This is a genomic window from Streptomyces sp. R28 (genome assembly GCF_041052385.1).
Classification (GTDB): Bacteria; Actinomycetota; Actinomycetes; order Streptomycetales; family Streptomycetaceae; genus Streptomyces.
Window position 1 is genome coordinate 4,496,061 of sequence record NZ_CP163439.1, and the last position, 13,872, is coordinate 4,509,932.

At 70.4% G+C, this 13,872-nt stretch carries 9 protein-coding genes; 2 read left to right on the forward strand and 7 right to left on the reverse strand.

Annotated elements, in window-relative coordinates:
• Positions 1-161 precede the first annotated feature (161 nt).
• A complete protein-coding gene (locus AB5J49_RS19780; RefSeq protein WP_369169948.1) occupies positions 162-1,853 on the forward strand; it encodes a sodium:solute symporter family protein in 1,692 nt (563 codons plus the stop codon).
• A 21-nt stretch (positions 1,854-1,874) separates the two neighbouring features.
• On the forward strand, positions 1,875-2,210 hold the full coding sequence (locus tag AB5J49_RS19785) for a hypothetical protein (protein WP_369169949.1): 336 nt from the start codon (positions 1,875-1,877) through the stop codon (positions 2,208-2,210).
• A 26-nt stretch (positions 2,211-2,236) separates the two neighbouring features.
• Here AB5J49_RS19785 and AB5J49_RS19790 read toward each other — a convergent pair whose 3' ends face one another.
• From AB5J49_RS19790 to AB5J49_RS19820, 7 genes are all read right to left on the reverse strand, one after another.
• Positions 2,237-3,355, reverse strand: coding sequence for a hypothetical protein (locus AB5J49_RS19790; protein WP_369169950.1), 1,119 nt, complete (start codon positions 3,353-3,355; stop codon positions 2,237-2,239).
• A gap of 47 nt (positions 3,356-3,402) precedes the next feature.
• Positions 3,403-4,116 carry a LuxR C-terminal-related transcriptional regulator gene (locus AB5J49_RS19795; RefSeq protein ID WP_369169951.1) on the reverse strand — a complete coding sequence of 238 codons (714 nt, stop codon included), beginning with the start codon at positions 4,114-4,116 and terminating at the stop codon, positions 3,403-3,405.
• Positions 4,117-4,438: 322 nt separating this feature from the next.
• Positions 4,439-6,292 carry a PQQ-binding-like beta-propeller repeat protein gene (locus AB5J49_RS19800; protein ID WP_369169952.1) on the reverse strand — a complete coding sequence of 618 codons (1,854 nt, stop codon included), beginning with the start codon at positions 6,290-6,292 and terminating at the stop codon, positions 4,439-4,441.
• 74 nt (positions 6,293-6,366) lie between these two features.
• Complete coding sequence (locus AB5J49_RS19805; RefSeq protein WP_369169953.1) at positions 6,367-8,172, reverse strand: PQQ-binding-like beta-propeller repeat protein; 1,806 nt, start codon at positions 8,170-8,172, stop codon at positions 6,367-6,369.
• A 351-nt stretch (positions 8,173-8,523) separates the two neighbouring features.
• Positions 8,524-10,332: an ABC-F family ATP-binding cassette domain-containing protein gene (locus AB5J49_RS19810; RefSeq protein ID WP_369169954.1), complete on the reverse strand. Its 1,809-nt coding sequence runs from the start codon at positions 10,330-10,332 to the stop codon at positions 8,524-8,526.
• A gap of 187 nt (positions 10,333-10,519) precedes the next feature.
• A complete protein-coding gene (locus AB5J49_RS19815) occupies positions 10,520-11,644 on the reverse strand; it encodes a peptidoglycan recognition family protein (protein ID WP_369169955.1) in 1,125 nt (374 codons plus the stop codon).
• Positions 11,645-11,839: 195 nt separating this feature from the next.
• Positions 11,840-13,837 (reverse strand): nitrate- and nitrite sensing domain-containing protein, encoded by a 1,998-nt coding sequence (locus tag AB5J49_RS19820; RefSeq protein ID WP_369169956.1) that lies wholly within the window; start codon positions 13,835-13,837, stop codon positions 11,840-11,842.
• Positions 13,838-13,872: the final 35 nt, after the last annotated feature.

Sequence of the window (13,872 nt, forward strand, 5' to 3'; positions counted from 1 at the left end):
GGGCCACTCAACCACCAAACAGAACTAAACACATTGGAACACAAGCCACCAGGAGGGTCAACGTCACAATCAAACAAAGAGCATCATCTGACGTGTTCAATTACTGAACGCAGGGGCGTAGGTTCCGCTCTGTATCGGTTCGCACAACGAAGCGAGTACATATGCAAACCCCCACAAAATCCCCCACCTACCTCGCCGCCGAGCTACGGCTCCCCACAAACTGGCTCGACTACACGATCCTCGGCATCTACTTCGTCGTCGTGCTGGGCATCGGCTTCGCCGCCCGCCGCTCGGTGAAGACCAGCCTCGACTTCTTCCTCTCGGGCCGCTCCCTGCCCGCCTGGGTCACGGGCCTCGCCTTCATCTCCGCCAACCTGGCCGCCACCGAGATCCTCGGCATGGCCGCCAACAGCGCGCAGTACGGTGCCTACACCGTGCACTGGTACTGGATCGGCGCCATCCCGGCCATGGTCTTCCTGGGCCTGGTGATGATGCCCTTCTACTACGGCAGCAAGGTCCGCTCGGTCCCCGAGTTCCTGCTCCTGCGCTTCGACAAGTGGGCGCACCTGCTCAGTTCGGTCCTGTTCGCCTTCGCCGCCATCCTGATCGCCGGCGTGAACCTGTACGCCCTGGCGATCGTGGTCGAGGCCCTGCTGGGCTGGCCGCAGTGGGTGGCCATCGTCGTGGCGGGCTTCTTCGTCCTCGCCTACATCACCCTCGGCGGCCTGTCGTCGGCGATCTACAACGAGGTGCTCCAGTTCTTCGTGATCCTGGCGGCGCTGATCCCGATCACCGTGCTGTCGCTGAAGAAGGTGGGCGGCTGGGACGGCCTGACGGACGCCCTGACCAAGACCCACGGCGACGACTTCGTCACCGCCTGGGGCGGCACGGGCATCGGCGACGCGAACCCGCTGGGCGCGAACTGGCTGACGATCGTGCTGGGCCTCGGCTTCGTGCTCTCCTTCGGCTACTGGACGACGAACTTCGCGGAGGTCCAGCGCGCGCTCTCCGCGAAGAACCTCTCGGCGGCCCAGCGCACCCCGCTGATCGCGGCCTTCCCGAAGATCTTCATCGTGTTCCTGGTGATGATCCCGGGCCTGGTGGCCGCGGTGCTGGTACCGAAGATCGGCACCTCCGGCTCGGACCTGCAGTACAACGACGCGATCCCGTACCTGATGGAACAGCTCCTGCCCAACGGCGTCCTGGGCATCGCGGTGACGGGCCTGCTCGCGGCCTTCATGGCGGGCATGGCGGCGAACGTGTCGTCCTTCAACACCGTGTTCACCACGGACATCTGGGCCAAGTACGTGGTGACGGACCGCGAGGACTCCTACTACGTCCGCTTCGGCCGCCTGATCACGGCGATCGGGGTGCTCGCGTCGATCGGCACGGCGTTCCTGGCCTCGTCGTTCTCGAACATCATGAGTTACCTGCAGACCCTGTTCTCCTTCTTCAACGTGCCGATGTTCGTGGTCTTCATCATCGGCATGTTCTGGAAGCGGGCGTCGATGAAGTCGGGCTTCTGGGGCCTGCTGGCCGGCACGACGGCGGCGATGGTCAACTACTTCGTCCTCTACAAGCAGGACGTCATCTCCATCCCCTCCGACCAGGGCGCCAACTTCGTCTCCGCGATCGCGGGCTTCGTGGCCGGCGCGGTCGTGATGGTGGCCGTGTCCCTGTTCACGGCGCCCAAGCCGGCGGAGGAACTGCAGGGGCTGGTCTACGGCACCCGTTCCCCCGGCATGGCCGAGCCGCCCGCCGAGGGCGACGACGCGTGGTACCGCAGGCCGGCGCTGCTGGGCTGGGGTGCGGTGGTACTGGCGGCCGCCTGCTACATCCCGTTCTCGTTCTGATCGAGGGAGGATCGACACACCATGACTGATCAGTCCGGGTACTCCGAGAAGGACGTCCAGCGGGAAGTCACCGACCTGGAGGGCAAGTCCGCGACCGCTGCCCGTCTCTTCGACATCCGCCGCATCATCGGCGGCCTGTTCGTCCTCTACGGCGTCATCGTCACCATCACCGGCCTCACCGATGACGACGCCGCGATCGACAAGGCCGAGGGCGTCAACATCAACCTCTGGACCGGCCTGGGCATGCTGCTCCTCGGCCTGTTCTTCCTGGCATGGCTGAAGCTGAGGCCCACGGCTCCACCACCGCCGGAGGCGGCGGCCGGGGACCTGGCACCGGGGGACGAGCCGAGGGAGTGACTCAGGGCGCAGGCCCAGAGCCCCCTTCAGCCGTGCTGCAGGAGTTCCTCCACCTGCTCGGCCGGGATGCCGTACGCATCGAGAATGCGCAGGAGGAGGCGGTACCCGAGGTCGGCCTCGACCGACCGCACCGTCTCCTCCGGCGCCACGGGCGGGTAGGCAGGGGCGACCTCCGCCAACCGCTGCGTGCACACCTCGGCGATCTCCCGCAGCCATGCCCGTCCGTCGGCGTCGAACGCCTCACGTCTGTGCCGGCGCCGCGCCGCGGTACGCCACACAGCGGTGACCTCGTCGTCGGGCAGGGCGGAGTCCAGCAGCCACCGCACGTCCTGAAGCAGTACGGCCGCCTGCGATCCGGGCGTCATACCGCTGTCGGCGTGGGCCAGTCGTGCGACCTGTTCGCGCGGCGTGCCCGTGCCCTCGTACCGCCAGGCGTCCCACTCCCCGTCGAACATGCGGGAGAGCTGCCGCAGTCCGAACCCGAACTCGAAATCCCTTCGGCCCGCGTCGAGCGGCGGCCATCGCACCTCCAAGCCCTCGAAGACGGCGGTGTGCGGGTAGGCGAGCCGGTCACCGATGCCCAGCAGCCGTTCGTACTGGTCGTGCTCCACCGTCACGGCGCACGCCTTGAGCGCGCGCAGGAACAGCCGGAAGCCGAGGTCGGCGTCGGCCTCTTCGACGACCTGCCGCAGTGCGGGCACGAGGTCCGGCAGCTCGGCGGCGCGCGTCAGCGCGGACGCGGCCGACCGGATCTCGGCCGACACGCGGACGCGCAGCTCTTCCTTTGGCACGACCGGTGCCAGCTCTGCCAGAACGGCCTCTTCCGCTTGCGTCCGAGGTGTCGTGCGAGGCGGGCACGCCTCGGCGATCCCGCTCAGCCACGCGCGCATGTCCAGGCCGTGGCCGGACGGGTCGAAGCGCCTTCGCGTGGCCGCGAGCCACACGGTGTGGAGCACCTCGTCCGGCAGCGCCGACTCCAGCAGGAGCCTTACGTCCCTGCCGAGTTGGTGGTCCGCGTCGTCGCAGGCCGCCTCCGCGGCGCGGGCCACGACCGTCGGCACGTCCAGTCGTGGCCCGGACCAGGAGCACAGGGTGCCTGCCAGCCCGCTGAGGCCGAAGTCCTCATGGTGGTCGGCGTAGTACACCTCACGGTGCGCCTGGTCACGAGAACGCCCCCTGGGGGCACCGCCCACTAGGAGTCCGGCCCCGCTTCCGGGGCCACCAGGGGGTGGGTGTGCGGCACCGGCCCCGCCCGGTCCAGAAGCCCGGTGCGGGCCGCCAACGCCGCCGCCTCCAGCCTGGAGCCGACGCCCAGCTTCATCAGGACCCGTTGGACATGGGTACGTGCCGTCGAGGGGGCGATGCCCATGCCCGCGGCGATCAGGCGGGTGTCCTCGCCGTCGGCGACCCGGACCAGGACCTCGACCTCCCGGGGGGTGAGCATCTGGAGCAGGCGCTGACCTTCGTCGTCCGGCTGGGCGGCCGGGTTGAGCAACTCGCTGAACGCGCCCTGCAGGAGCTGCGGCGCCACCGCCGCCTCCCCCGCCCGCGCCTTCATGATCGCCCGCTCGACGCCCTCGATACGCTCGTCATGCCGTACGTAACCCGAAGCGCCCGCCGCGAACGCCGCCGCTATCCCGCGCGGGCTCGGCACCGGCCCCAGCACCAGCACCGCCACCTGCGGCCGCTCCCGCTTGATCTTCACCACCGGATCGAACATGCCGGGCTCCGCCGGCGTCGCCGTACCCAGCAGGCACACCTCGGGCGCCCGCGTGATCACCAGTTCCGCCGCCCCCGCGGCCGGAGCCGCCGCGGCCAGCACCCGGTGCCCCCGCAGTTTCAGTGCCGAGGCCAGCGCCTCGGCGAGCAATCGGTGGTCGTCGACCACCATGAGCCGCGCTCCCATCGAGCAACCCCCCAGTCCCCCCAATGGATCCCCATCAATACCCCGGACCAGCCGCGCCCGTCCGGATACTCCCCTATGGATGCCCACTGGTCCGCGCGGACAGAAGCCCCCTCCCGGCTCCCCCGCCCTTCATGCCCCCGGAAGCTACACGCTTGTTCGACGTTGCGCTCCCCCTACCGGTGAGAAGTGCCCCGGATCGACGGAATTTCTGGCTTTTCCCGCATTCGAGGGTGATGAGCGGTACGCGTACGGCCCCGCCCCTGAACAGGAACGGGGCCGTCATCACGCCCGATACCGATCGTTCGCCGACCGGTCGTGTTCGTCAGCCGGTCGTACCGAACGCGACCACATGGGACTTGCTGGTGTCCGAAGTCGTCAACTCGCTCGCGTACATGGCAGACATGAACAGATGCCCCTGCGCGTAGACGATCTCGGCGTAATCCGGAGACATACGGGTCTCCACATCACGCACCGCCCTCGTGGCCGGGTTCTCCAGCAGCTTCGTCTCCTTGAAGCTCCCGCCGTCGATGCTGACGATCTGCCCGCCCTTGTCGTACGGCGGACGCTTGTACGCGATCACATTGCCGCCGTCCATCCGCAGCGGCGCGATCGTGTACCCGTCCCCCGCGTCCGCGCGCTGCCCGGTCTGCTTGCCGGTGGCCAGGTCGAACGCGACCATCTCGTTGGTCCGGCCGCGCTCGCCGCCGCTCGCGTGCTCCTCGGTCTGCACATAGAGCCGGTCGTTGCCGACCACGACGCCCGTGCAGGACTCGATCTTGGTGACGCCGGAGCAGCGGGCCGCGTACTGACCGCCCGGCAGGGAGATGCGGATGCGCAGCTTGCCGGTCTTGCTGTCGATGGAGAAGGCGTCCGTGATGCCGATGGCGTCCTGGGACTCGCCGAGTTCGGCAGCCACGACGAGTGGCTCGGTGGAGATCACGCTGGCGTACTCGACGCCCTGGGTCATCTTGTACTCGGAGATCACCTTCCCGGACTTCGGGTCGATGGTCTGGATGTTCAGCTGGGGCCGGTCGTAGGAGCCGCACTTGCGGACCACGACCAGCTTCGCGCCGCCGGCGTATCCGAGGTCGTAGCAGCTGTCGTTGGCCTTCGGGACCCACAGCGGCTTGCCGGACTTCAGGTCGAACGCGGCGCCGCCGCTGGTGCCGCCGGCGGCGACCGTGCCACCGCTGACGGTGACGTTGTCGTACGGGATCAGCCGTCCCTCGACCTCGGTGGACTTCGTCCACAGCTTCTTGCCGGCGTTCAGGTCGAGTGCCGCGACCTGGCTGCAGCCGTGCGAGGGCTTCGCCTTGGTCGGCATCGCGGGCTCGAAGGCGATGGCCGTCAGGTTGTCCTCGGTGAGGTGCTTGCTGGCCTGGCAGACCGGCCCCGGCAGCGGGATCGTCCACAGCTTGGTGCCCTTGTCGGGGTCGTAGCCGACGATCTCGGCGACACCGCTCTTGACGTAGGCCTTGTCGGTCAGCCACGAGCCGGACACGACGACGCTGGTGTTGTCGCCGACGTCGGGCGGCGGGACCCGGAAGAGGACGTGGGAGGCGGGGTTGGCGGGCACCTTCTCCGTGCCGTCGGGGAAGTCGCCGCCGCCCGCGCCGTCGTCCCCGCCGCCGGTGCCGCCGCTGGAGCTGGCGGTGTCGTCCTTGCCGCCGTTGTCACCGGACTTGGCGTACCACACGCCACCGCCGATGATCAGCGCGATCACCACGACCGTCGCCGCCACGATGACGGCCACCTGCGCGTTGAACTTCGAGCCGCCGGCCGCCACGGCGGACTGGGCGTACTGCGGCGTGGCGGGCTGCTGATAGCCGTAACCGGGGGGCTGTCCGTACTGGTTCTGCTGCTGCCCGTACGGGTTCGGCGGCTGTCCATACGGATTCTGCGGCTGGCCGTGGGCAGCGGGCTGCTGGCCGGGGTAGCCGTACCCGGGCGGAGGGGTCTGCGGGGTTCCCTGGGGCGCCTGGGGTGCCTGGGGATAGCCGTACGCGGGCTGCGGAGGCTGCTGCGGCGCGCCGGCCGGTGGCGTGGGCGGGCCCTGGGGCGCCGGCGGTGTCTGAGGTGCCTGCCCTGGCGGCTGCGGAGGCTGCTGCGGTGGCTGCGGCGCGCCGAACCCTCCCCCCGGCGGGGGCTGGTGGGGCGGTGGAGGCGGCTGGGTCATGGCGTGGGTACCTCAGGGGAGGGGGACGGCGGACACGGTGGGGACAGCGGGGGAAGGGGAGCGGAGGCGCACGCCTACTTGCCGTAGGCGAGCATCAGCTTCTCCTCGGATTCGTCGCTGCCGGTCAGCCGCGTGCTGGAGAGGTAGAAGCGCCCGTCGACCCAGTCGAACGTCTTCGAGAAGAAGCCGTTCTCGGCGCTCGCGGCACTCGCCGGGTTCTGCAGCAGCTTCGTCGGCTGGTGGCTGCTGCCGGTGACCGGGATGGCCACGACCTGGCCGCCCGCGTCGTACGACGCGTCGACGTAGGCGATGAGCTTGCCGTCCTCGACCTTGATCGGCAGCATCGACTCGTCCGCCGGGGACTTGACGCGCCACTTCTCCTTGCCGTTGGCGAGGTTGACCGCGACGACCTCGTTGGCGCCGGTGGTCGCCCGGGTCGGCAGGTAGAGCGTGTCGGCGTCGGCGGCGACACCGGTGCAGCCCTGGAGGTCACGCTGGAGGATGGCCCAGCCGCACTGGGCGCCGATGTCGAGGTCGAAGCCGATCTGCGAGCGGAACTTGCCGCCGGCGGTGAAGGTGGAGATGTTGTACGCCTTCTTGTCCTTGTTGGTGCTGTAGATGACCAGCGGGTCCATCGAGTAGATGCGCGCGACCTGCCAGCCCTTGTCGAAGTTCAGGGTCCACTTGGCCTTGCCGGTCGCCGGGTCGAGCTCCTGCACCTCGTCGTGCTCGTTGGTGCCGGTGGCGTCGCAGCCCGCCACCGCGAGCAGCTTCTCACCGCCCGCGAAGGAGTCCGGGAAGCACTTGTCGCCGAACCGCGTCTTGTCCCACAGCTTTTCGCCGCTGTCGATGTCGTACGCCGTGCCGGACTGCGAGCGGCCCACCATCAGCGTCTTGCCGGTGATGGACAGTTCGACGTCGAGCGTGCTGTCGAACAGCTGGCCGTTGGCGACACTGGCCTTCCAGCCCTTGGCGCCGGTGTTGAGGTCGACCTGCTGGAGCTGGTTGCACTTGGCGCGGTCGCTGCTGCCGCTCATGTACGCCACGACGATCTTGTCGTCGGCCGACTTCTGCGGGGTGACCGCGCAGATCTTCTGCGGGAAGGCGATCGGGTCCCAAGTGGCCTCGCCGTCACCGACGTTGTAGGCGGAGACCTGCTTGTACGCCGCCTTCACCGCGGTCTTGTCGGTGATCCACATGCCGGGGGCGTCGGCGCCGGAGGCGGGCGCGTCGGGCGCCGACTTGTACCAGAGCACCTTCGACTCACCGGCCTGGCGGCCCGCGTTGAGGTTCTCCGGGTCGGCGCCGCCACCGCCACCGCCGTTGTCGGGGTCGTCGGTCGGGGACTCGGAGCCCTTCGGGTCGCCGCTCGGCTGGGCGACCGGATTCTTCGGGTCTTCGTCGCCGCCGCGGGTCACCGCGAACACGGTGCCGCCGAGGACGAGCAGCACCGCGGCCACGGCACCGATGATGAGGGCGGGCTTGTCCTTGAAGGGGTTGCGCGAGCCGGCCGGCGCAGCGCCAGGGGCGCCCGGGTACTGCGGCTGGGGCGGGTAGGCGTAACCCGGGGCGGGCTGCTGGCCGTAGGGCGCGGGCTGCTGGGGGTAGCCGTACGGGCCCGGCTGCTGCTGCGGCTGGCCGTAGGGGCCTGGCTGCCCGGGCTGGACCGGCGGCTGTTGCGGGTAGCCGTAGCCGGGCTGCGGGGCGCCGGGCGGCGGTCCCTGCGGGGGCGGCGGCGCCTGGGGCGGGCCCTGCGGCGGCGGGGGCGGAGCCTGCGGGGCATCCTGCTGCGGGGGCTGCGGAGCCCCGAAGCCGCCCTGGCGTGGGTCCTGTGGTGCGCCGAAACCGCCCTGCGGCGGCTGGTTGGGCGGCTGGCTCATGCGCGGTTCCCCCTTGTGACCGGTGTGCGGCACGTCCTGTGCCATCGCGTTTGCGCCACACCAGCGGTTCTCAGACTGTTCTCAGACCGCTCTTTCTATCACCCGCCACCGACACCGCACCGGGCCGTCTCGCCCCCTGTTCCCAAGGGAGAACCGGCCCGTGATACCCCCGTTATGCGCCTTCACGCCCCCTTCACGCGGGCGGCTCCGACAACGCCCCTTAGGGGCGCGGGGCTGTGTCGATATGCGGCTACCGCCGCGTGGGCGCGACCAGCCACATCAACGCCGCACCCGCCACCGCGACATCACGCCCCACGGCGAACCCGCGAACCCGCCCCACCCAGCGGAGCGCTACGCGTCCTCGGCGAGTTCCAGCCAGCGCAGCTCCAGTTCGTCCCGCTGACCGGCCAAGTCGCGCAGTTCGGCGTCGAGTTCGGCGACCTTCCCGAAGTCGGTGGCGTTCTCGGCGATCTGTGCGTGAAGCTTGGTCTCCCGATCGGAGAGCTTGTCGAGCTGCCGCTCGATCTTCTGCAGCTCCTTCTTGGCGGCGCGCTGATCGGCGGCGCTCTTCTCCGGTACGGCCTTCTCCGCGGCCGAGGCGGAAGCCGCGGCGACGACCTGCGCCTCCATGCGGTGGCGCCGCTCCAGGTACTCGTCGATGCCGCGCGGCAGCATCCGCAGGGCGTGGTCGCCGAGCAGGGCGAACACCCGGTCCGTGGTCCGCTCGACGAAGAACCGGTCGTGGGAGATGACGATCATCGAGCCGGGCCAGCCGTCGAGGACGTCCTCGAGCTGGGTGAGGGTCTCGATGTCGAGGTCGTTGGTGGGCTCGTCGAGGAAGAGGACGTTGGGCTCGTCCATGAGCAGGCGCAGCAGCTGCAGGCGGCGCCGCTCACCGCCGGAGAGGTCCCCGACCGGCGTCCACTGCTTCTCCTTGCTGAACCCGAACGTCTCGCACAGCTGCCCGGCGGTCATCTCGCGGCCCTTGCCGAGGTCGACGCGCTCGCGCACCTGCTGAACGGCCTCCAGCACACGCAGGCCGGGGTTCAGCTCGGCGACTTCCTGGGACAGATAGGCGAGTTTGACGGTCTTTCCGACGACGACCCGCCCACCGGCCGGCTGCGCCTCGCCCTCGGTCCGCGCGGCCTCGGCCATCGCCCGCAGCAGGGACGTCTTGCCCGCGCCGTTGACGCCCACGAGGCCGACGCGGTCGCCGGGGCCGAGCTGCCACGTCACATGCTTGAGCAGCAACTTGGGGCCGGCCTGGACGGTCACGTCCTCCAGGTCGAAGACGGTCTTCCCGAGCCGGGACGAGGCGAACTTCATCAGCTCGCTGCTGTCCCGGGGCGGCGGTACGTCCTTGATGAGCTCGTTGGCCGCCTCGACCCGGAAGCGGGGCTTGGAGGTACGCGCGGGGGCGCCGCGCCGCAGCCAGGCCAGCTCCTTGCGGACGAGGTTCTGCCGCTTGACCTCCTCGGTGGCGGCGATGCGCTCGCGCTCGGCGCGGGCGAAGACGTAGTCGGAGTAGCCGCCCTCGTACTCGTAGACGTCACCGCGCTGCACGTCCCACATGCGGGTGCAGACCTGGTCGAGGAACCACCGGTCGTGAGTGACGCACACGAGCCCCGAGCGCCGCTCGCGCAGGTGCTGGGCGAGCCAGGCGATGCCCTCGACGTCGAGGTGGTTGGTGGGCTCGTCGAGGACGATCAGGTCCTGCTCCTCGATGAGCAGCTTGGCGAGCGCGATCCGTCGCCGCTCGCCACCGGACAGCGGGCCGATGACGGTGTCCAGGCCCTGCGGGAACCCGGGCAGGTCGAGACCGCCGAAGAGCCCGGTGAGCACGTCCCTGACCTTGGCGTTCCCGGCCCACTCGTGGTCGGCCATGTCCCGGATGACCTCGTGCCGGACGGTCGCCTCGGGGTCGAGCGAGTCGTGCTGCGTGAGCACCCCGAGCCGCAGCCCGCCGGAGTGCGTGACGCGGCCGGTGTCGGCCTCCTCCAGCTTGGCCAGCATCCGGATGAGGGTCGTCTTGCCGTCGCCGTTGCGCCCGACGACACCGATGCGGTCCCCCTCGGAGACGCCGAGCGACACACCGTCGAGCAGGGCACGGGTGCCGTACACCTTGCTGACGTTCTCGACATTGACCAGATTGACGGCCATTACTCTCCTGCCCAGGGGGATGGATCAGCTTCCCAGCGTAGTCGCGCGCACCGACAGCTCCTCGCCCCGCGTCGTCCCGGCCCCCTCGCTGGAAGCGGACCTTCTGAGCCCCGGGACGCCTGAGAGCCTCTGAAACGACCGTGCGCCCCGGGGAGGGGAACCCCGGGGCGCATCGCCGTGCTGGGCGTCAGCGGCGGGCGGCCGCCGCCTCGCGGACCTCGGCGAGGAGGTCGTACATGACCTGGCCGGGGCACTCGGTGGCGAAGTAGTCGCGGTGACCGCCGACCGTGTTCGTGTCCTTCTTCGTGCCGTTGACGGGGTTGGTGTACGTCACCCTCGCCTGCGGGTCCAGGCCCTTGAACCGGGAGATCACCTTGATCAGGCGGATCAGGGACGCCTTGGCCGCGTCCGTGGGGGCCTGCTGTTCGAGGTTGCCGAGCAGGGCGATGCCGAGGGCACCGGAGTTGTAGCCCACGGAGTGGAAGCCGGTGACGAGGTCGCCGTCCGGGTTGAAGGCCGGGATGCCGTCGTCGCCGGAGTAACGGCCCTCGTAGACCGCGCCAGCCTCGTCGATGAGGAAGTGGTAGCCGATGTCGCCCCAGTCGTTGGTGATCGCGTGGTACTCGTAGATCGCGCGCACCGTCGCGGCCGGGTCGGGGTCGTTGTTCGGCGTCGCGGTGTGGTGGACCGTGATGATCTGCAGCGGGTAGTACGTCTCGGGCGAGTTCACCGAGCCGTCCGGCTTGAACCGCTTGGACTCGTCGGCGCCCCAGGCCGCGCGCGAGAGGTAGCCGACGCCACGCACGCGCGTGGGCTCGCTCGGCACCTGGACGGTGCGGTTCGGGCCGTCGGTGGTGTCGATCGCCAGCGAGTGGACGCCGTCGATGTCGCTCGGGGCCTTCACCGCGTACGCGGTGGCGTTGGCGGCGGCGACCAGGGCGGTGCCGCCGTTCTCGACGGTCGCGCAGCCGCTCGCGAGGGTCTGCCAGTCGCCGTCCGCGAGCCGGATGGCGGCGCCCTCCTTGGCGCCGGACCAGCGCACACCGACGTAGGAGGCGGCGAAGGCGGTGGTGGCCTCGCCGGTGCCGGTGGCGGCCTCGGTCCGGGTGGCGGGGAACTTCTCCGGCGTCGTACCGGAATCGCCGGAGCCGGACGCGGAGTTGTCGCTCTCGCCGGAGTCGGTGGCCGCGAACACCATCGGCGTGATCGCGGCTCCGGCGGCCACCGCGCCGCCGGCGGCAATCACGCCGCGGCGGGACAGGGAGCGCTTTCTACGGTGGGACGCCTGGGCGGGGGTGGGGGATTCGGACACGGAAGTGTCCCCTTCCAGAAGTGCACTTGACGGGGGGTGCGCCGGACATGCCGAGGGCAGCCCGGGCGTCCCGGCCTGACGCCGGGCGCTTGAAACGTCAAGGGACCCTAACCGCCCCACCCGCCTCACGCGTACCCCGATCGCAGTACATTCGTGTGAAGATCGGGCGAAGAAGCCCTACTTGTGAGTACTTCGTCACGCTCCGGCGCCGTCCGCCCGCTGCTGCGGGATCAGCGCAGCAGCCGGGGCGAGTCCGCGCCCGAGGGCCGCCTGTTCGCCCACCGGCATGTCGTCGCGCAGCAGGTGCTCGGGGACGAGGACCGCCGCCGTGATGCCGCCGTTCGGCGACGCGCGCAGCTCGACGCGCAAGCCCTGGCGCTCGCGCAGCCGGTTCACCACGAACAGGCCGATCTGCTTGGCGTCGAGGAGGTCGACCTTCTCGGACTCGATCTTGCGGTTGGCGTCGGCGAGGGCGTCCTCGTTCATGCCGAAGCCGCTGTCCTCGACCTCGATGAGGAGCCCTTCGCGCATCCGCGCGGCGCGCAGCTGCACCTTGGTGCTCGGCGGGGAGAACGCCGTGGCGTTCTCGACCAGTTCGGCGAGGAGGTGGATGACGTCGGCGACCGAGCCGCCCACCAGCGACACCTGCGGCACCGCCCAGATCTGCACGCGCAGCCCGTTCTCGATCTCGGCGACCGCCGCGCGCAGCACGTCCGCCAGCGCGATCGGGTCCCGCCAGCCACGCCCCGGCGCGATGCCGGACAGGATCAGCAGGCTCTCGGAGTGCCGGCGCATCCGCGTCGCGAGGTAGTCGACCCGGTACAGGTCCTGCAGCTCCGCCGGATCCTGCTGCCGTTGCTCCATCCCCGCCAGGAGGTCCAGCTGACGGTGCAGCAGCACCTGGCTGCGGCGCGCCAGGCTGACGTACACCCCGGAGATCCCGCTCAGCAGCTCGGCCCGCTCGCTCGCGGCCTTCAGCGCCGCCCGCTGCACCGCCGTCAGCGCCGTGCCGACCTGGGCCAGCTCGTCGCCGACCAGTCGCCGCATGGGTGCCTCGGCGTCGATGTCGACGCCCTGTCCGGCGTGCAGCTTGCGCATGGCCTGGGGCAGGCGCCGGCCGGCGACCTCCAGAGCGTCGTTGCGCAGGTCGAGGAGTTCGACGATGAGGCCGCGCCCGACGAGCACGGAGACCAGCAGCGACAGCAGCACACCCACCAGGCCGAGCACCACCGCCACACCCGAGGCGCCGAGGGTGTCCCAGCCGAACGGGTCGGCCTGTGCGGCGGCCCCCGTTCCGGCCGCCGTCTCGGCCTCGGTCAGCCCCGTCAGTACGCCGGACACCGCCGTGTCCCAGCCCGCGAGCGAACCGGCCGTCACGGCCGCCGCCCCGGCACCGGCGTCGCGCACCCGGTTCTCGACGGCCCGCACGCGCGCGTACCCGTCGCCGTCCAGGACCTTCTCGTACGCCGCCCGGTGTGCGGCCTTCAGGTCGGCGACCGCGGGTTCCAGCAGCTGGCGCTGCGTTGCGACGGCGCCCACGAACAGCGCGTACTGCCCCTTGCTCAGCGCCCCGCGCGCGTCGGCGGCGCTCAGCAGAGCCTGCTCCTGAGCCAGCGCCTCCCGTGCGCGGCCGAGTTCGAGCACCACCCGCGCCTCGGACGCGGCGTCGGTGCCCCGGTCGCCGGTGAGGGCGCCGGTGACGGCGAAGGCGTGCTCGATGATCGCCGAGTAGGCGGTGTACGCAGCCGAGGGCGCCCCCGACTTCTTCGCGGTCGCCTCGGCGCGCGGCTTCGCCAGCCTTCCGGCGTCCCCCTTCAGTTGTTCGATGCGCCCGGGCAGGCTCGCGTCGAGGAGGGCGGCGTCGGAGCTGGAGGCGTTGATGCCGTTCACCAGGGCGGTGGCGGCCTTGTCCGTGGCCTTGCGGGCCTTCGTGAAGGCCTCCGGGGCAGTCGCGTACCGCATCGCGGCGGTCCGCTCGGCCTGCAGCACGGTGACGAATTCGCCGACCGGGGTGAGGAGTTCGGCGTTGACGTCCTTGGCGCGCTCGGTGTCGCCGATGCTGGACGCGGTCGTCACGGCGGCGAAGCCCCACAGCGCCATGAGGGACACGATGGGCAGCATCAGCAGGGAGACGATCTTCGCGCGCACCGATCTGGGGCGCAGCCGGGCGGAGTTTCGGCGGGGGACGCGCATGAGGGACCTCGTTCGGCCTGGGTCAGGGGAGAAGC